The sequence below is a fragment of the Amycolatopsis xylanica genome, from assembly GCF_900107045.1.
Lineage (GTDB): Bacteria > Actinomycetota > Actinomycetes > Mycobacteriales > Pseudonocardiaceae > Amycolatopsis > Amycolatopsis xylanica.
In genome coordinates, this window is record NZ_FNON01000002.1 from 934,488 (window position 1) to 953,364 (window position 18,877).

Genomic DNA, 18,877 nt, shown 5'->3' on the forward strand with positions numbered 1-18,877 from the left:
TCACATCGTGCCGGCTGAAAAAGACCTGACCGTACGTGTGATCGACGCCGTGCGGTGGCTAGGGCTGCCCGGGGTCGTGCTGGTCGCGGCCCTGCTGACCGACCTCGCGATCATCCTGCCCGCGTCGTTCGACGACCTCGGACCACGCGGCGCCGATCTCTGGGCGCTGCCCGGCATTCTCGGGCTGACCGCGTGCGCGCTGTGGGCGCGGCTGCGGCCGGGACCCGCCGCGTTCACCGGCGCCGCGGTGCTGGTGATGTCGACCGTGCTCATCCGGTACAACCACGCCCCGCTCTACAACACGTTGCTGGCCAACATCTCGTTCGCCGAAACCGTCGCGGGCTGCGAGCTGGTGTTCTATTCGGTGCGGCGCCTCAAGCCCGGCCAGGCCTTCGCGATGGTCAGCTCGCTCGTGGTCGCCTGCCTGATGGCGGTCGCCGGACGCGACAGCAACCTGACACCCGGGCATCTCATGGAGTCGGCCGTGTTCGGCGCGCTGCTGCTCGGACTGTCCGTGGTCATCGGGTTCCAGGGCCGGACAGAGGAGCAGCCGACCAAGGCCTTGAAGCCCCGTGACCCGGATTCGGTCGCGTCGCTCGCCCGCGAGCACTGGCCGATCATCGGCATCCTGTCGCTGATGCTGTTCTTCGAGCTCGCGGCCGGGTTCGAGGGCGGCGGGGTGCGCACGCTGCCGGTGATCGTGTGCTCGATCGCGGCGGCACTGGCCGCGCTGTACTCGACGCGGTATCCGGTGCGCGCGTCGGTCGCGCTAGCGCTGGTGATGGCCGTTTCGGCCGTCGCGGCGCCGTTCCTTCGCCTCGGCACCGGCTACCCGATCCAGGTCGGGGTGCCGATCACCCAGATCGCCGCCGGGTTTATCGCGGTCGTCTTCCTGATCCGCTATGCCCAGCAGCGCGCCGCTTGGCTCTGCATAGGGCTGCTGAGCGTGGTCGTGGCGGGCGCGGTGCTCGTCAACGCCGACCCCTGGCGCAGGAGCTGGCGACGGCTGCTCGACCTGGATCGGCTCCAGCCGTACGTGGTCGTCGCGATGCTGACGCTCGGCATCGCGGTGGCCATCGGGTTGTTCCTGAAGTCACGGGACTCCGAGCGCAAGCAGGTGGTCAAGTCCGCGGTCACCGACGCGCAGACCTCCGAGCGGATGGCGCTGGCCCGCGAGCTGCACGACGTCGTCGCGCACCACGTGACCGGGATCGTCGTGCAGGCGCAGGCCGCGAAGATGGTCGGCGCGCAGAACCCGGAGGTCGCGCTGGAGACGCTGGATCGCATCGAGAACGCGGGCACCGAGGCGCTCGCGGCCATGCGGCGGCTCGTGCGCAGCATGCGCGGCGACACGCCGGCGGGCAGTACCGACTACACCGAGCAGGCCACCACCGATCTGGCCGCGGACCTGCGGAACCTGGTCGAGTCGTCCAATCACGGCGTGCCGACGCGGCTGGACCTGCGCATCGACCGGCAGCTGCCGCACGAGGTCGGGCGCTCGGCGCTGCGGCTGGTGCAGGAGTCGCTGACGAACGTCGGCAAGCACGCCACCGGCGCCGAGCTGGCGACCGTGGTGGCCGAGATCAACAACGGCAAGCTGTATCTGCGGATCACCGATGACGGACACGGCACCAACCAGCGGCCCGCGGGCGGTTCCGGGGGCTACGGTTTGATCGGCATGCGCGAGCGCGTCGAGCTGCTGCACGGCGAACTCGTCGCCGGGCCGGGGCCGCTCGGCGGCTGGAGCGTCGAAGTCTGGCTACCGCTTGAAGGAGAAGAGTGACCATCCGGGTGCTGATCGCGGACGATCAGGAAATGGTGCGGATGGGGTTCCGCATGATCCTGTCCGCCCAGGACGACATCGAGGTCGTCGCCGACGTGCCGGACGGCATCTCCGCCGTCGCCAAGGCCCGCGAGCTGCGGCCGGACGTGTGCCTGCTCGACATCCGCATGCCCGGTCTCGACGGGCTCGAGGTGACCAGGCAGCTGGCCGGGCCGGAGGTCACCGACCCGCTGAAGGTGGTCGTGGTGACCACCTTCGACCTCGACGAGTACGTCCACAAGGCGTTGCGCAACGGCGCGAGCGGCTTCCTGCTCAAGGACGCCGGGCCCGCGCTCCTGATCGAAGCCGTGCGCGCGGCCGAGCGCGGCGACGCGCTGGTGTCGCCCCAGGTCACCGTGCGGCTGCTCAAGCACTTCGACGGCGGGCAGGCCAAGCGCGACGTCGCGCCGCCGAGCGAGCCGCTGACCGCACGCGAACTCGATGTGGTGAAGGCCGCCGCGCGCGGGCTGACGAACACCGAGATCGGCGCCGAGCTGTTCATGTCGCTGTCCACGGTGAAGACGCACCTGGCCGCCGTGCAGGGCAAGATCAACGCTCGGAACCGGGTGGAGATCGCGGCTTGGGCGTGGCAGTCCGGGGTCATGGACTGACTAAGCTCGGGCTCATGTCACGTCGATTCCGAGCTCCTGTTGTCCTGCCCGCCGACCCGTCCTGTTCGCTCCTGCGCGATGCCGTGGTGGACGTGGACGACGACGGCCGGATCTCTTATGTCGGCACCGCCGCGGACGCACCCGATGCCGCGGGCGCCGAGGTCGTCCAGCTCAGCGGCATCCTCACGCCGGGCCTGATCAACACGCACGCGCACAGCCCGATGGCGCTGCTGCGCGGGATGGGCGGCGACCTGCCGCTGCTGCGCTGGCTGCAGGAGATCATCTGGCCGGTCGAGGCGAAGCTGGTGCCGTCGGACGTCCGGACCGGCATGCTGCTCGGCTCGGTCGAGATGCTGCGCCACGGTGTCACCACCAGCGCCGAGATGTACTTCGAGGGCGAGCAGATCGCCGACGCCGCGCTGACCACCGGCAGCCGCGTGCTGATCGGCCCGCCGGTGATGGACATCCCCGGCATGGACTGGCGCGCCCAGCTCGCCGGCATCGACGCCTGGATCGACGCCGACGGCCTCCGCTTCGGCGCCGGTGACCGCGTCGAGCTGACCTACGGCCCGCACTCGGCGTACACGCTGGGCGAAGAGGCGCTGCGGCTCACCGCCGAGTCGGCGAACGCGCGTGGCGCGTTGGTGCAGATCCACGTGGCCGAGGCGGCGAACGAGGACGAGCACGTCCGCAAGGAGCACGGCTCGGTGCCGCTGCTGCTCGAGAAGGTCGGCATGCTCGCGGGCCGCGTCGTCGCCGCGCACGCGATCCACCTGTCCGACGAGGACATCGCGCTGTTCGCCAAGTACGGCACCGGCGTCGGCCACTGCCCCGGCTCGAACGCGAAGCTCGCTTCCGGCTTCGCGCGGCTCGTCGACCTGCGCAACGCGGGCGTGGACGTCGGCCTCGGCACCGACGGCCCGGCGTCCAACGACGACCTCGACCTGTGGGAGGAGATGCAGCTCGCGCCGATGTTCCAGCGCCTGGTCAAGCAGGACTCGACCATCCTGACGGCGGCCGACTCGTTCCTGCTCGCCACCCGCGGCGGCGCGAACGCGCTCGGCCGCGACGACATCGGCGTGCTCGAGGCCGGTCGCTGGGCGGACATGGTGCACATCGGCATCGACGGCCCCGCGTTCTTCGCCGGCCTCGACGTGCCGGACGAGCAGCTGATCTCGAACCTGGTCTGGGCCTCGGGCTCGCGCAACGTCCGCGACGTCTGGGTCGCCGGTGACCAGGTCGTCGCCGACGGCGAGTCGACCCGCGTCGACCGGGCCAAGGTCCAGGCGGACGCCCGCGAGCTGTCGGCCCGCCTCCGCTCGGCCTAAAAAAATCCCAATGTGGCTTTCGTCAGGTTTGAGCTGACGAAAGCCACATTGGCGGCCTGAAAACTGACCAATGCCACATTGGGATTTTTTTAGCTGGGTCAGGCGGGGCCGGGGCGGAGGGTGAGGTCCGTCAGGTGGGCGTCGCGGGAGGCGGAGACGGCGGTCAGGACCGCGGTGGCGACCGAGTCGGGGCGCAGGTAGCGGGACGCGTCGTAGTCGAAGCCTTCGTCGGCGACGATGGCCTGCTGCATCTCGGTGTCGGTGCGGCCGGGGTAGATCGAGGTGACGCGGAGGGTTTCCTCTTCGGCGCGCAGGGCGTCGGCGAAGGCGCGGACCGCGAATTTGCTGGCCGCGTAGGGGGCCCAGCCCGCGCGGGCGTTGAGGCCGGCGCCCGAGTTGATGATGACCACGTGACCGCGGGCGGCGCGCAGGGCCGGCAGGAGCAGGCGGGTCAGTTCGACCACCGCGAGGGTGTTGACCTCGAAGTTCTTGCGCCAGGCCGAGACGCCAGCCGACTCGATGGTGCCCAGGTCGGCCACGCCCGCCGAGTGCACGAGTACGTCGAGCGAGGTGATTTCCGCGGCGCGGGTGGCCAGTGCGTTGAAGTCGGTGAGATCCACCTGCCATGGGGACGCTCCGGGGAGCCGCTCCGCGACGGCCGCGAGCGCGTTGGCGTCGCGGCCGCCGAGCAGGACGCGGTGGGTGGGTTCGAGCTGGTGGGCGACGGCCGCGCCGATGCCTCGGGAGGCGCCGGTGACCAGTGCGAGCGGGAGATCCGAAGTCATGGCCAGAAGTTACAGCGCTCAGTCCGGAATGGACCCGCACTTACGGGCTTGCACCGGGTCCCGGTCGAAGCGGATGCCGCCTCGGCTGAACGAGCCGGTCAGGTTCGTCATGAAGCGGTCGAACGTCAGCGGCGCGCGGACCGACTCGAGCAGCTCGGCGAGTTCCGGGCAGCGCAGCGCGTCGCGGGCCGCTTCGATCTGCGACGGGCTGAACGCGCTCGCCTGGCCTGAGCTGTCCAGCCCGCCGGACGCCGAATCACCCAGGTCCCACACCGACGGCAGCCGCTTCTCGTGGCCGCTGCGGCCCGAGTTGACCACCGACGAATGCGCGCCGAGCACCGAGGCGAGGCCGTACTCGTCGTGGATCCACACGTCGAGCGGGACGAGCAGGCCGAGCGCGCCCATCGAGTCGGGCGCGATCGTGGTGTGCGGCCGGAACGTCGGGTACCCGCGCCAGCCCGAGCCGGTGCGCACCAGCACCTCGGGGCCACGCGCTTCACGGAACGCCTGGAGCTGCGCCGGCATACCCGGGTAGGCCACGTAATCCTCGGCGAGCACGGGGTGTTCGACGCCGGTCGCCCAGGTCCAGTAGCCGCGCTCGTCGGTGATCGCGGTCGCGGCCGGGTGGTTGAAGTACGGCACGCGCAGCGAAGTGCCCGCGACGACGGCCCAGGCGAGCACGCCGATCAGCGGCGAGATCGTCCAGCGCGTCACCGGGAACACCATCACCGGCAGCAGCAGGCAGAACAACGCGGGCAGCAGCATCCGGCCGTGCATGAAGTCGCCGCCCACACGCGTGACGTACAGCGCGAGCCCGGCTGCGGCGAGCACCGGCACGGCGACCAGCACCGCGAACCGGCGGCCCGGCTTGGCGACCTTGCCGAGCAAGCCGAGGGTCAGCGTGGCCAGCAGCACCGGGACCCAGAGCGCATAAGGGCTGGTCAGGTCGAGAAAGTACGTCCAGCCACGGTCCCATTGGGCCGCGGATGCCTCCTTGGCGACAGCCGTATTCGGCGTCACGAGGCCGTAGTAACCCATCCGGAAGACCTGGTAGACCAGCGGCAACGCGCCCGCCGCCAGCAGCCAGCCACCGGTCGTCTTCCACCCGCGCCAGCACAGCACCAGCAGCGCGCCGAACGCCGCCGCGCTGAACAACGCCAGGTCGGGACGGACCAGCGGGCCGAGTCCGACGACCAGCGCGGCGGGCCACACCCGCAGCAGGTCGTCCCGGTCGTACCCCGCGCGCACGAGCAGCCACCAGCAGCCGCCCAGCCACAGCGAGATGAGCCCGGTTTCCAGCCCGGAGGTCGCGAAGTCGTGGAACGGCGGCAGCACCAGCACGACCAGCGCACCGGCGGGCGCCATCAGCGTGAACCCGGCCGGGCGGTAGAGCTTCCGCGCGCCGTCCATGGCCAGGAACAGGCCGGCCAGCGAGAAGACGAGGCCGGTGACGACCGAGATCCACTCCAGCCGAAAGGGCAGCAGGCCCACGACCGCGAGCACGGCCGTCCACAGTGGACTGGTGTTCGCCTCGACCCGCTCGCCGGCGTTGAAGACCGGCCCGTTGCCCTCCCAGAGCTGACGGACCGTGCGCAACACGATCAGCCCATCGTCGCTCATCCAGCGCTGGCGCCACGCGAAGATCGCGAACAGCGCGAGCACCAGAACGGTGCCGACCGCGGTCCACCAGTGGTGGTCCGGTGCCTCATCCGGCTCGGTCGGCACGACCGGCTCGACCGACGCGCTGGAGTGCATGGTCACGCATTGTCGTTCACCCGTGAGGCTGGTCCGCTAGGGGGCCAGTTGCCGCAACGCGTACTCGGTCGAAATCGAGACCGCGCTGTACGTCGGGAGGTACTCCTCGTCCGGCTCGGCCCAGGCGACCGCGACGGCGAGCCGGACGGACTCGCCCGGCTCGAGCCCAGGCAGACGCCAGATCAGCCGGGCGGGCTCCGCCATCTCGACGGGGAACTCGTCGAGTTCGCCCACCCACCGGCTCGGCAGATATTCGCCCAGCGCCGCGTCCTCGTGCACGCTCTCGAAGTCCGGACCACCGAGCGTGACAGCGACGTCGGCGGTCTCGAAGGTGAACGCGTCCAGTCGTTCGCCGGTGTCGTAGTCGCCGACGGCGTCGTCGGGGATGCCGGTCAACGCCGCCGTCAGCGTCACTTCGGGTACGGGGTCCCGCGCGACGACATGCCACACCGCGGCCCAGAGCGTCACCGGTGGATAGACCGCGGGAAGATCCGGCTCGATGGGCCCGATGCGCAGGTCCACCTTCGCCTTCCCACCTCCCAGGCGGCATGAGAAGCCGACCACGCCGAGCGGGGTCTCGATGACGTCGAAAAGCGGGCGTTCCTCCACGTGCCAAGTGTGGAGGAACGCCCGCTTCGTCGCCGTCAGCCGCGAGCGCGGCGCCGGATGCCGACGGTCAGCACGAGACCGCCGGCCAGCAGTAGCACGCCGATACCGGCCATGAAGCCGATCGGAGCGCCGGTCTTGGCCAGGTTCTTGCCTGGCGTGGTGCCCGGCTCGGAGTGGCCGCCGATCAAGCCCGCGTCGAGCGTCAGGTCTTCACGCTTGGCGACGCCCAGCTTCGTCACCGGCGTGCACTTGCTCGCCGGGTTCATCGCGGAGTCCTTGCCGTTGTGCCCGGCCGCGTCGGCCTTGGTCGGTGTGTAGCCCTTGTACTCGGCAGGCAGGCTCCCCAGGTCGAAGCAGACCTGGTACTCGCCATCCTTCAGGTTGTCGAACAGGTACCTGCCCTGCGGGTTGGTCGTCGTCGACGAGACGACCTTGCCGTCGGCGTCCTTCAAGACCACCTTGACGTCTTCGACGCCGGGCTCGCCCTGGTCCTGGATGCCGTTCTTGTTCGTGTCGTACCAGACGAAATCGCCGACCTTGTTCACCGGCGTCACCTTCGGCGCGACGATCCCGGCGTCGAGCGTCAGGTCCTCACGCTTGCCGGGGCCGAGCTTGGTGACCGGCGTGCACTTGGTCGCCGGGTCGGCCGCGGAGTCGGTGCCGTTGTGGCTCGCCGCGCCCGCCTTGGTCAGGGTGTAGCCCTTGAACTCGCCCGCGACCTCGAAGCACACCTGGTAGCCACCGTCCGGCAGGTCGCCGAACACGTACTTGCCGTCCTTGTCGGTGACGGCGGACTTGTCAGTGTCCTTGAGCGTGACCTTGACGCCGGGCGCGCCCTTCTCGCTCGGGTCCTGGATGCCGTTGGCGTTGGTGTCGATCCAGACGTAGTCGCCGAGGCGGTTGGCCGGTGCGACGATGCCCATGTCGAGCGTGAGGTCTTCGCGGTTGCCGGTACCGAGTTTGACCGGCTTCGCGCAGCCTGTCGACATGTCGGCATCGGAGTCCTTGGTCACGTCGCCCGCGCCCGGCTTGGTCACCTGGTAATCGGCGTACTGACCGGGCAAGCCCTTCAGGTCGAAGCAGACCGTGTACGTGCCGTCCGGCAGGTCACCGAACCCGTACTTGCCCTGCGCGTCGGTCACCGTCGACTTGTCGGTGTCCTTCAGCGTCACCTTTACGCCCTGCACCGGAGCCTCGCCGGAGTCCTGTAGCCCGTTCTTGTTCGCGTCGACCCAGACGAAGTCGCCGAGCTTGTTCACCGGCGCGATGAGACCGGCGTCCAGCGTCAGGTCCTCGCGCTTGGCCGCGCCGAGCGTCGTCGGCTTGGCGCACCCGGTCGCCGGGTCGGCGTCCGAGTCCTTGGCGACGTCACCGGCGCCGACCTTGGTCAGCGTGTAGTCCTTGACCTCGAAGCAGACCGTGTAGGTGCCGTCCTTGAGATTGTCGACGAGATACTTGCCGTCCTTATCCGTGGTCGCCGTGACATCGGTGCCCTGCAGGGTCACCTTCACGCCCTCGACGCCCGGCTCGCCGGAGTCCTGCAGGCCGTTCTTGTTCGCGTCGATCCACACGAAGTCGCCAAGCCGGTTGACCGGCTCGATGAGACCGGCATCGAGCGTGAGGTCTTCGCGCTTGGCCGCGCCGAGCGTGACCTGCGGGGTGCACCCGGTCGCGGTGTCGGCGTCCGAGTCCTTGGCCGGGTCGCCCGCGTTCGGCTTGGTCACCTGATATCCCGCGACCGCCTGCGGCAGCGCCTTGATGTCGAAGCAGACCTGGTATGTGCCGTCGCCCAGGTTGTCGAAGAGGTACTTGCCGTCGGGGCCGGTGGTCGTGGTGAGGTCGGTGCCCTTGAGGGTCACCTTCACACCCGGCACCGCCGGTTCGCCGGAGTCCTGCAAGCCGTTCTTGTTGGTGTCGACCCAGACGTAGTCGCCGAGTTTGTTCGGCGGCGAGACGAGACCGAGGTCGAGCGTGAGGTCTTCGTGCTTGGCGCTGCCGAGGGTGGTCGGCGCGGTGCAGCCGTCGGCGCCCGCGTCGGAGTCCTTGGCGTCGTCGCCCGCGTCCGGCTTGGTCACCTGGTAGCCGGTCACCGCGGCGGGCAGCTTCGCGACGTCGAAGCAGACCGTGTAGCTGCCGTCGTCGAGGTTGTCGAAGAGGTACTTACCGTCCTTGTCCGTGATCGCGGACTTATCGGTGCCTTTCAGCGTCGCCTGCACGCCCGGCACCGGGGGCTCGCCGGTGTCCTGCAAGCCGTTCTTGTTCGCGTCGATCCACACGAAGTCGCCGAGGCGGTTGACCGGCGCGATGAGACCGGCGTCCAGCGTGAGGTCTTCGCGTTTGGCCGAACCGAGCGTGGTGGCGGCGGTGCAGCCGGTCGCCGGGTCGGCGTCGGAGTCCTTCGCGACGTCGCCCGCGTTCTTCTTGGTGATCTGGTATCCGGCGACGTTCTGCGGCAACGCTTTCAGGTCGAAGCAGACCGTGTAGGCGCCGTCGTTGAGAGTGTCGAAGAGGTACTTGCCGTCCGGGCCGGTGGTCGTGCTGAGGTCGGTGCCCTGCAACGTCACCTTCACGCCCTGGACACCCGGCTCGCCCGCGTCTTGCAGGCCGTTCTTGTTCGTGTCGATCCAGACGAAGTCGCCAAGCTTGTTCGGCGGCGAGACGATGCCCGCGTCCAACGTGAGGTCTTCGCGCTTCGCGGCGCCCAAGGTGGCCGGCTTGGCACAGCCGGTCGCGGGGTCGGCGTCCGAGTCAGACGCGACGTCTCCGGCGTTGGCCTTGGTCGGCTTGTAGCCCGCGTACGGCGCGGGAAGATTGGTGGTCTCGAAGCAGACGGTGTACGCGCCGTCCGGCAGATCGGTGAAGAGGTATTTGCCGTCGGGACCGGTAGTCGTGGCGCGATCGGTGCCCTTGAGGGTCACCTTGACGCCGGGAACGCCGGGCTCGCCGGTGTCCTGCAGACCGTTCTTGTTCGTGTCCGCCCAGACGAAGTCGCCAAGCCGGTTCAGCGGCGGCACGATGCCGAGGTCCAGGGTGAGGTCTTCGCGCTTGCCGGGCCCGACGGTGGTGGCCGGTGTGCAGCCGGTCGCCGGGTCGGCGTCGGAGTCCTTCGTGTCGTCGCCACTGTCCTTTGTGGTCACTTGGTGGCCCGCGAAGTCGGCGGGCAGGTGCGCGACGTCGAAGCAGACTTTGTAGCTGCCGTCGTTCAGCTCGGGGAACAGGTACTTGCCGTCCGGACCGGTGGTCGTGGTGGTGACCAGCGTGCCACCGCCGTCCTGCAGGGTCACTTTGACGCCGGGCACGCCCGGTTCGCCGGGGTCCTGCAGGCCGTTGCGGTTGGTGTCGACCCAGACGAAGTCGCCGAGCTTGTCTCCGGGTGGCTGGATACCCGCGTCGAGCGTCAGGTCTTCGCGCTTGTTCGCGCCGAGTGTGGTGTTCGCGGTGCAGCCGTCCGGCCCGGCGTCGGAGTCCTTGGTGTCGTCGCCCGCGTCCTTCTTCGTCACCTTGTAGCCCGCGTACTGCGCGGGGAGGCCTGCCAGGTCGAAGCAGACCTGGTAGGTGCCGTCACCCAGGTTGTCGAAGAGGTACTTGCCGTCCGCGCCCGTGGTGGTCGTGGCGGTGGCGGCCCCTTTGAGCGTCGCTTTGATCCCCTGGACGCCGGGCTCACCGGCGTCCTGGAGGCCGTTCTTGTTGGTGTCCGCCCAGACGAAGTCGCCTAGCCGGTTCGTGGGCGGGGTGAGCCCGAGGTCGAGCGTCAGGTCCTCACGCTTGTCGGCGCCCAGCGTGGTCTTCGCCGTGCAACCGTCGGCTCCGGCGTCGGAGTCCTTAGTGTCGTCGCCCGCGTCCTTCTTCGTCGGCTTGTACTCGGCGACCGCCTTCGGGAGGTTCGCCACGTCGAAGCAGACGGTGTAGTCGCCGTCCGGCAGCTTGTCGAACAGATACTTACCCTGCGCGTCGGTCGTCTTGGCCGTGCCGACGTCCTTACCGGCGCCGTCCTTCAGCGCGACCTTGACACCGGGCACCCCGGCCTCGCCGGAGTCCTGCAGGCCGTTGCGGTTGGTGTCCACCCAGACGAAGTCGCCGACCTTGTCGATCGCGGGCGGTGTCTTGACGATGATCGTGGCGGTGGCCGTCTTGTCACCGAGCTTGTCGCCGTTCGCCGAGGTCACGCCGGAGACGGTGACCGTGTTGACGTGGCCGTCGTCGTCGATGGTGACGTTGGGGTGATCGCAGGTGAGCACCTGGTTCTTGCTGCCGTCCAGCGTCGCGATCGGCGCGGGCTGCGTCGCGCACCACGGGTCGGTGACCGTGAGGTTTTTGAGCTGGACGCTGCCCTCGTTGGTCACCGTGATGCGGTATTTGGCGGTCTGCCCGGCGGTGATGGTGGCTTTCGGGCCCCACGTGCCGGTGGCCGGGTCCTGCACTTCCTTTTTCACCGAGTAGGCGGCGAGCTGCAGGTAAACGCAGTCCCATTTGACCCAGTTGTAGTTTGTTTCGGCGAAGAACCGCACCGAGGTCGCCGCGGCGGGCGCGGTCGACGCCGGGAAATCCTGACGCGCGACCTTCTTGTCGGTGTTGACGTCGTGTGTGACTTTGAGCTTGTTTTCCAGCACGACCTTGTTCGCCGCGTCGTAGAAACGCAGACCGGTGAACTGGTTGTCACCGGCACGCGAGAGGTTTTCCGCGTGCGTCCCGGTGAAATCGGTCAGGGTGTAGATACCGCCCGGCACGAATTTCTGCGCCTGGTACGCGGTGCTGACCATCTTGTCCGGCGTCTGAATCAACGCATACGTCGCACCATCAGACGGATAGGTGCCATCGGTGTAGAGCTTGGGAACCTTGTTGTTCGGCGTGCCGTTCGGCACCGGCGCCGCACCAGTGAACGTGTAGCCGGTCGGCGCGCTCTTCGCCCCACCGACCACCTGCTCCACACTCGGGTTCGGCGCGATGCCACCGGCACAGCCTGCCGAGATCACCGGCGGCGCCGCGGTGGCCGCCGTGGCACCGGCCATGGCGGAACCGAGGACAAGCGCCCCGGCCGATAAGACGGCGAGTGCTCTTTTCACCTGGCTACTCCAAGCTCTAGAAAATCAGGCGGGAAACCAAGATGAAAGCTATTCCCCATTGCCGACACGCGGAATCGCTGAACGGAGTGCGCTGCCAGCACAGCGGTGGCCAATTCGACACCTGAAGATCAAATCGCTCAATCGTGCACACGGAACTCGGAGTGTCGACCATGCGCGGCTGCGCAAACAAGAATCACCGAAGGCTCGGACCCGAACTGGGTAACTCGGTCAGGGGACACCGAAAGTAACGGTGTCGCCCACCGAATTCACACACGACCCGAGGTTCCGATCCGCTTCGGCGGAGGGTGACGAAATGTCGAGTGACCCACTCGCCCGGGGGACACTCACCCGGGTAAAGCAAGCGCCGCCGAGGAACCTCCTCGGCGGCGCTCGGGCTGCTGACCAGGTGCGACTACCGCTCGCCGATCCGTCCGACGAGACCGAAGTGCCCCTTCTTCCATACCGCGACGATCGAGGCGCGTGGCTGCGAAGTGCCACCATCCGGCCAGTGCGACTGCGGCTCGGCCGAACTCGGGGCATCCTCACCGGGGTGCTGCACGGCCACCAGCACAAGGTTGTCCCGCACAACGGGACCACAGGTTTCCGCGCCTGCCGGAACGGTCAGGAACTGTTTGACGAAGCCACGTTCCGGGCCGGCGACCGGAACGGAGAACAGACCGTCGTTGTTGCCCGTGGCGTTTCCGTCGGTGGAGATCCACAAATTGCCGCGCGAGTCGAAGGTGACGTTGTCAGGGCAGGAGATCGGGCTGACCTTGTCCTTGGGATAGCCGCCGTAGTACGTGTCGGCCTCCTTCGGGTCACCACAGACCAGGAACAGCCGCCAGGTGAAGCGCGTCGCCGCACCGTCGCCGCAATTCTCTTCCAGCTCCAGCACTTGACCGTTCTTGTTGGCCTTACGCGGAGCCACCTCGCTGACACCGGGCTTGCCAGCCGCGCCACGGTCGCTGTTGTTGGTCAGCGCCGCGTAGATGCGGCCGTTGACCGGATTCGGCTCGACATCCTCCGGGCGATCCATCTTCGTGGCGCCGACCTTGTCGGCGGCCTGGCGAGTGAAGACGTAAACCTCTTCCGCGGTCATACCGTCCACAAAGGACTTGTCGCCAGCCGCGAGCGGGATCCACTCGCCGACACCGTCGAATTCACCGTCGGCGGGCAGCTTTCCGGTGCCGATCTCCTCTGCCGGGCTGTCGCCGGTGAACTTGGCTACGTACAACGTCCCGTCATCGAGCAGGGCGGAGTTGTGGCGGCGGATGTGCGCCCCGGTGCCCTTTTTGAACTTGCCCTTGGACACGTACTTGTAGAGATACTCGAAACGCTCATCGTCGCCGGTGTAGGCGGCCACTCGGCCGTCTTCGGTGATCTTGATGTTCGCGCCTTCGTGCTTCAGCCTGCCGAGCGCGGTGTGCTTGATCGGCGTGGAGTTCGGGTCGTTCGGGTCGATCTCCACGATCCAGCCGAACCGGTTCGACTCGTTGGGCTCCTTGGAAACATCCCAGCGCTTGTCGAAACGCTCCCACTTGCGGGTGCTCTCGCCCGCACCGATCGCATAGCGCTTGTACCGCGCGGCGGCGACCGGATCGGTCACAGTGGCCGAGTTGGCGAAGTACTGGTGGATGTTCTCCTCGCCGGAAAGCACCGTGCCCCAAGGAGTCACGCCGCCCGAGCAGTTGTTCTGCGTGCCGTGCACCCACCGGCCTTCCGGGTCCACCGAGGTCTTCAGGTACTTCGAACCGGCGGCCGGGCCACGCACCTCGAAGACGGTGTTGAGCGTGATGCGCCGGTTGTACTTGCTCGGCACCACTTTCAGGCCACCGCGCACCGGGTCACGCAAGGCCTGCACGACCGAAAGGCCGTGTGCCGCCCAGGCGATCTTGACCTGTTCCTCCGTCGGGTTCTTCGGGTCGTACTGATCGGCGGGGAACATGTGCAGCTCGGTGGTGTACTCGTGGTTGCACACCAGCAGATTGCGGATCCCCAGCGCGTCCTGCGGGATGAGCGCGGTGAAGTCGTTGTTGTAACCCCACTGCTTCTCTTGCGCCGCGGCGGTCTGGTTGCGGAAGTCGAACTTCGGCGCGCCCGCGACCACGGGGTCGCCCCAGCGGATCACCACGTTCTGGTCGTACCCCTGCGGGATGGTGACCGCGTCGAGCTTGTTCGGCGCGACCGGGTCGTAGTCGGTGCCGGGGATCGGCCGCTCCGGACGCCTGCCTGCGACGTCGGTGTCCGAAGTGGACGCCGCGGCCACCGTACCAGTCAGCGCGGTCAGCCCGCCCGCCGCGGCGGCCACGACCGCGCCCGCCTTGAACGCGCCGCGGCGCGAGATCGCCTCCTTGATGACGTCACCGAAGTATTCGTTGTCCGAGGTGTTCGGTTCAGGGTGCGCGCACGCGTTGCCACAGCGGTACTCGCAGGTGATCGGCGATCGACCACCCGGGTGGTGGGACGTGAACAAGGGCAACAGCCGCCCAGGCTCGAAGGACACAAGGCCTCCAGGGTCACTCAGTCGGGGAACAAAGCGACCCTAAGCCTCCCAAACGTGGCAACTCCGACATTTGGGTGAACGGACGGGATACAGGTCAGGTGGGCGCTGTCACCCAGCGCCCACCACGATCGTCAGAACTCCTCGCCGACCAAGATCGCTTCCTGGGGCAGAACGTGCTGGTCAGCCACCCGCTCCTTGATCGCGAGGAGCGCGCCGGCGATCACGCAGAGTACGGCCGCCACCACGAACGGGGCGTGCGGCGACTCGAACCACTCGGCGACGTGCCCCACCAGGGTGGCCGCGACCGCGCCACCGAGCCAGCGGCAGAAGTTGTAGCCCGCGCTCGCCACCGGACGCGGCGCGTCGCTGATCGACATCGCGGTCCCGGTGAACAGCGTGTTCAGCAGACCTGACACCAGCCCGCTCAGGATGATGCCGACGACCAGCACGGGCTTGCTCGGAATGGCCATGACCAGCAGCAACACGGCGTACCCGAACACCGCGACCGTGGTCGCGTGCCGCTCGCCGAGCCTGGCGGCCAGCTTCGGCGCGAGCGCCACACTGGCGAAGGCGACGCAGAGTCCCCAGCCGCAGAAGATCAGCCCGACGGCGACCGCGCTGAACCCGAGCACGAACGGCGACCAGGCCAGCACCGCGAAGAAGGCGGCCGTGTACAGCGCGGACCCGAGCGCGGTGCGCAGCAGACCGGGGTGCGCGAGCGCGCGGAACGGGTCGAGCAGCTTGACCGGCTGCCGCTTCTCACGGGCGTCGCTGGTCAGGAACACGGCGCACAGCACGAGCGCGCCCGCCATCAGGATCGACGTGCCGAGGAACGGCCCGCGCCACGAGATGCTGCCGAGCAGCGCGCCCAGCAGCGGCCCGACCGCGAGCCCGACGCCGAGCGCCGCCTCGTAAAGCAGGATCGCGCCTGCCTGTCCGCCGGTCGCCGCTCCGACGATCACCGAAAGCGCGGTCGCGATGAAGAAGGCGTTGCCGAGTCCCCAGACCGCACGCAGCCCGACCAGCTGCTCGATCGAGCCGGCCGCCGCGCACAGCGCCGTCGCGGCCACGACCAGCGTCAACCCGACCAGCACGGTCCGCTTGGCGCCGAACCGGGCACTCGCCGCGCCGGTGACCAGCATCGCGACGGCCTGGATGCCCAAATAAGAGGAAAACAGGAGCGTCACCTGGGAGGGCGTGGCATGCAGGCCCTTCGCTATCGACAAGAGGATCGGATCGACCAGCCCGATGCCCATGAACGCGATGACGGCGGCGAACGCGGTGATCCAGACTTGCCGGGGCTGACCTTTGACCGCGTCCAGCAGATTCGAGTGACCAGGTGTGCTCAACTTCGTTCTCCCTTCTTACTTAGCTATGCTAACTAATTTTAGTAAGCATAGCTAAGTAATTCGGATCACCCGGTACGGTGCGGATCATGGATGCGGTGGTTTTCGATCTCGACGGCGTGCTGGTCGACTCCGAGCGGATCTGGGACGAGGTGCGCCGGGGGTTCGTCGCCGAGCACGGCGGGACCTGGACCGACGAGGCGACGCGCGCGCAGCAGGGGATGAGCACGCCGGAATGGGCGCGGTACCTGGCGGGGCTGGGCGTGGACCTGCCGCCGGAGGAGATCGCCGAGCAGGTCATCAAGCGGATGGCCGCGCGCTATCAGAGCGGTCCGCCGGTGATCGCGGGCGGTCCCGAGGTGGTCCGCGCGGTGGCTTCGGCCTACCCGGTGGCGATCGCGAGCTCGTCGCCGCAGGTGCTGATCACGTCGTTCCTGGTGGCGACCGGGCTGGAAAATCTGGTGAAGGTCGCACTCTCCAGCGAAAAGGTCGCCAAGGGGAAACCGGCGCCCGACGTCTACCTGGAGGCCACGCGGCAGCTGGGTGTCGACCCTTCGCGATGCGCGGCCGTCGAAGACACGACCAATGGACTGAAGTCCGCTTTGGCCGCGGGGATGACCGTGTACGCGGTGCCGAACCCGCACTTCCCGCCGGATCCGGCGGTGCTGGAGCGGACGACCGTGCTCGGTGACCTGAGCGAATTGCCGGGCATCATGGGCTTATGAAGGTGAATCTCGACGAGAAGTTCGGCCTGTTCTCCGAGGTCTACGCGCCGAAACTGGTCGCGGGCCTCAACGACTACGACATCAAGATCGTGAAGATCAAGGGCGAGTTCGTCTGGCACACGCACGACGAAACGGACGAGCTCTTCCTGGTGCTGGACGGCAAACTCACGATCCAGCTGCGCGATGGCGACGTCGAACTCGGCCCGCGCGAGATGTACGTGGTGCCCCGGGGCGTCGAGCACTGCCCGATCGCCGACGAGGTGGCCTCGGTGATGCTCATCGAGCCACGCGGCACGGTGAACACGGGCGGCGCCGGTGGCGACATGACCAAGGCGCCCGAGGCGATTTAGGTCGTGCGCGTTGCGGGCGGTTCTAAGCGCCCGCAACGCGCACGAGCCCTTCTAGTCTTCGCCGCGGATGAACTTCTCGACCGCGTCACGCGCGGTGGAGTCGTCGTACTGCTCCGGCGGGGACTTCATGAAGTAGGACGAGGCCGAGAGGATCGGGCCGCCGATGCCGCGGTCCTTGGCGATCTTCGCGGCGCGGACGGCGTCGATGATGATGCCTGCCGAGTTGGGGGAGTCCCACACCTCGAGCTTGTACTCCATGTTGAGCGGCACGTCGCCGAACGCGCGGCCCTCGAGCCGGACGTAGGCCCACTTGCGGTCGTCGAGCCACTGCACGTAGTCGGACGGTCCGATGTGGACGTTGCCCTTACCGAGGTCGCGGTCGACCTGCGAGGTGACCGACTGGGTCTTCGAGATCTTCTTCGACTCGAGGCGCTCGAGCTCCTTCATGTTCAGGAAGTCCATGTTCCCGCCCACGTTGAGCTGCATCGTCCGGTCCAGCTGGACGCCGCGGTCCTCGAACAGCTTCGCCAGCACGCGGTGCGTGATGGTGGCGCCGACCTGGGACTTGATGTCGTCACCGACGATCGGCACACCGGCCTCGGTGAACTTGGCCGCCCACTCGGGGTCGGAGGCGATGAACACCGGCAGCGCGTTGACGAAGGCGACCTTCGCGTCGATGGCGGCCTGCGCGTAGAACTTGTCGGCGACCTCGGAGCCCACCGGGAGGTAGGACACCAGCACGTCGACCTCGGCTTCGCGCAGCGCGGCGACGATGTCGATGGGCGTCTCGTCGGACTCCTCGATGGTCTCGCGGTAGAACCGGCCGAGCCCGTCATGGGTGTGTCCACGCTGGACGGTCACCCCGAGCGGCGGCACGTCGGCGATCTTGATGGTGTTGTTCTCGCTCGCGACGATGGCTTCCGAGAGGTCGCGGCCGACCTTCTTCGCGTCCACGTCGAACGCGGCGACGAACTCGATGTCGCGGACGTGGTACTCGCCGAACTGCACATGCATCAAGCCGGGCACGCGGGAACCCGCGTCGGCGTCACGGTAGTACTGGACGCCCTGCACCAGCGACGCCGCGCAGTTGCCGACGCCAACGATGGCCACCCGAACACTGCGGCGGTGCTCGCCCATGCCGGATTCTCCTTAGCTCGTTTTACTGTGTTGTAGGTGCTCGGCCGAGCGAAGCGCTCAATCCTCCTGAGCGCGCTGCTCGGCTTGTTCGTGCGCGATCAGCTCGTTGAGCCAGCGCACTTCCCGCTCACTCGACTCCAGTCCGAGCCGGTGCAGCTCGCGGGTATAGCGGTCGATCTTCTCCTCGGCCCTGGCCATGGCGGCCCGGAGTCCTTCACGCCGCTCCTCGACGCGTCGGCGGCGGCCTTCCAATATCCGCATCCTGACGTCGGCCGGTGTCCGCGAGAAGAACGCGAGATGGACGCCGAACCCTTCGTCGTCCCAGGTCTGCGGCCCGGCGTCACCGAGCAGCTCGGCGAAGTGCTCCTTGCCCTCCGCCGTGAGCTTGTAGACCCGGCGGCCCCGCCTCGACCACGCCTTGTTCTCTTCCTCGTCCAGCTCCTCGGTGATGAAGCCGTCCCGGAGCAGCCGCCGCAGGGTCGGATAGAGCGACCCGTAGGAGAAGGTCCGGAACATCCCGAGCGTCTCGTGCAAACGTTTGCGCAGCACGTAGCCGTGCATGGGCGCCTCATGCAGCAGTCCCAAGATTGCGAACTCCAGCACACCGACACCCCCTTCGGGAACAAACGGCCTCCACCGGCGTTACCCCGGATGCTCGCTTGCCGCCTTTGGCAACCTACCGCCCGAGTATATCGCGCCGATACATCGAAGTGGCGCAGGTAACCCAACTGGCCGTATGCCCAAGTGGGCATTTTCACCAGAGAGTTACGAAAATTCCGGCGTGTCGAGCTTGGCCACCGCCGCGCTAGGACGAACGGCCCATGGTCCACACAGACTTAGCCC

The 18,877-nt window shown here is 68.0% G+C and carries 13 protein-coding genes; 5 read left to right on the forward strand and 8 right to left on the reverse strand.

What is annotated here, in order from left to right; translation table 11 throughout:
* The first annotated feature begins 7 nt into the window (after positions 1-7).
* From BLV57_RS12285 to BLV57_RS12295, 3 genes are read left to right on the forward strand one after another with little or no spacing between them, the layout of a single operon-like run.
* A complete protein-coding gene (locus BLV57_RS12285; protein ID WP_245757281.1) occupies positions 8-1,783 on the forward strand; it encodes a sensor histidine kinase in 1,776 nt (591 codons plus the stop codon).
* Positions 1,780-2,433 (forward strand): response regulator, encoded by a 654-nt coding sequence (locus BLV57_RS12290; RefSeq protein WP_091288760.1) that lies wholly within the window; start codon positions 1,780-1,782, stop codon positions 2,431-2,433. Before BLV57_RS12285 ends, BLV57_RS12290 begins: the two co-directional genes overlap by 4 nt.
* Positions 2,434-2,447: 14 nt before the next feature.
* Positions 2,448-3,761 carry an amidohydrolase family protein gene (locus tag BLV57_RS12295; protein WP_091288761.1) on the forward strand — a complete coding sequence of 438 codons (1,314 nt, stop codon included), beginning with the start codon at positions 2,448-2,450 and terminating at the stop codon, positions 3,759-3,761.
* 98 nt (positions 3,762-3,859) lie between these two features.
* On the opposite strand, the gene BLV57_RS12300 is transcribed toward BLV57_RS12295, so the two are convergent.
* The 6 genes from BLV57_RS12300 to BLV57_RS12350 all read right to left on the reverse strand — a co-directional run bounded on the left by BLV57_RS12300 (position 3,860) and on the right by BLV57_RS12350 (position 15,825).
* A complete protein-coding gene (locus BLV57_RS12300; protein ID WP_091288762.1) occupies positions 3,860-4,546 on the reverse strand; it encodes an SDR family oxidoreductase in 687 nt (228 codons plus the stop codon).
* A gap of 18 nt (positions 4,547-4,564) precedes the next feature.
* Entirely contained in the window at positions 4,565-6,301 is a 1,737-nt protein-coding gene (locus BLV57_RS12305; protein WP_245757307.1) for an arabinofuranosyltransferase AftB family protein, read from the reverse strand.
* A gap of 36 nt (positions 6,302-6,337) precedes the next feature.
* Positions 6,338-6,910, reverse strand: a complete 573-nt coding sequence (locus tag BLV57_RS12310) for a hypothetical protein (RefSeq protein ID WP_091288763.1) — start codon at positions 6,908-6,910, stop codon at positions 6,338-6,340.
* A gap of 35 nt (positions 6,911-6,945) precedes the next feature.
* Entirely contained in the window at positions 6,946-11,919 is a 4,974-nt protein-coding gene (locus BLV57_RS43930) for an SdrD B-like domain-containing protein (protein WP_245757282.1), read from the reverse strand.
* Between the two features lie 466 nt (positions 11,920-12,385).
* Entirely contained in the window at positions 12,386-14,476 is a 2,091-nt protein-coding gene (locus tag BLV57_RS12345) for a PhoX family protein (protein WP_091288764.1), read from the reverse strand.
* Between the two features lie 131 nt (positions 14,477-14,607).
* The gene (locus BLV57_RS12350) at positions 14,608-15,825 is read right to left on the reverse strand and encodes an MFS transporter (RefSeq protein ID WP_091288765.1); all 1,218 of its coding nucleotides are present in this window, start codon (positions 15,823-15,825) and stop codon (positions 14,608-14,610) included.
* Between the two features lie 86 nt (positions 15,826-15,911).
* Here BLV57_RS12350 and BLV57_RS12355 point away from each other — a divergent pair, with 86 nt between their 5' ends.
* Entirely contained in the window at positions 15,912-16,547 is a 636-nt protein-coding gene (locus BLV57_RS12355) for an HAD family hydrolase (RefSeq protein WP_091288766.1), read from the forward strand.
* Complete coding sequence (locus tag BLV57_RS12360) at positions 16,544-16,897, forward strand: cupin domain-containing protein (protein WP_091288767.1); 354 nt, start codon at positions 16,544-16,546, stop codon at positions 16,895-16,897. Before BLV57_RS12355 ends, BLV57_RS12360 begins: the two co-directional genes overlap by 4 nt.
* 51 nt (positions 16,898-16,948) lie before the next feature.
* On the opposite strand, the gene BLV57_RS12365 is transcribed toward BLV57_RS12360, so the two are convergent.
* Both BLV57_RS12365 and BLV57_RS12370 read right to left on the reverse strand, forming a co-directional pair.
* Entirely contained in the window at positions 16,949-18,034 is a 1,086-nt protein-coding gene (locus BLV57_RS12365) for an inositol-3-phosphate synthase (RefSeq protein WP_091288768.1), read from the reverse strand.
* Positions 18,035-18,091: 57 nt separating this feature from the next.
* The gene (locus BLV57_RS12370) at positions 18,092-18,637 is read right to left on the reverse strand and encodes a PadR family transcriptional regulator (RefSeq protein WP_091288769.1); all 546 of its coding nucleotides are present in this window, start codon (positions 18,635-18,637) and stop codon (positions 18,092-18,094) included.
* Between the last annotated feature and the right edge of the window lie 240 nt (positions 18,638-18,877).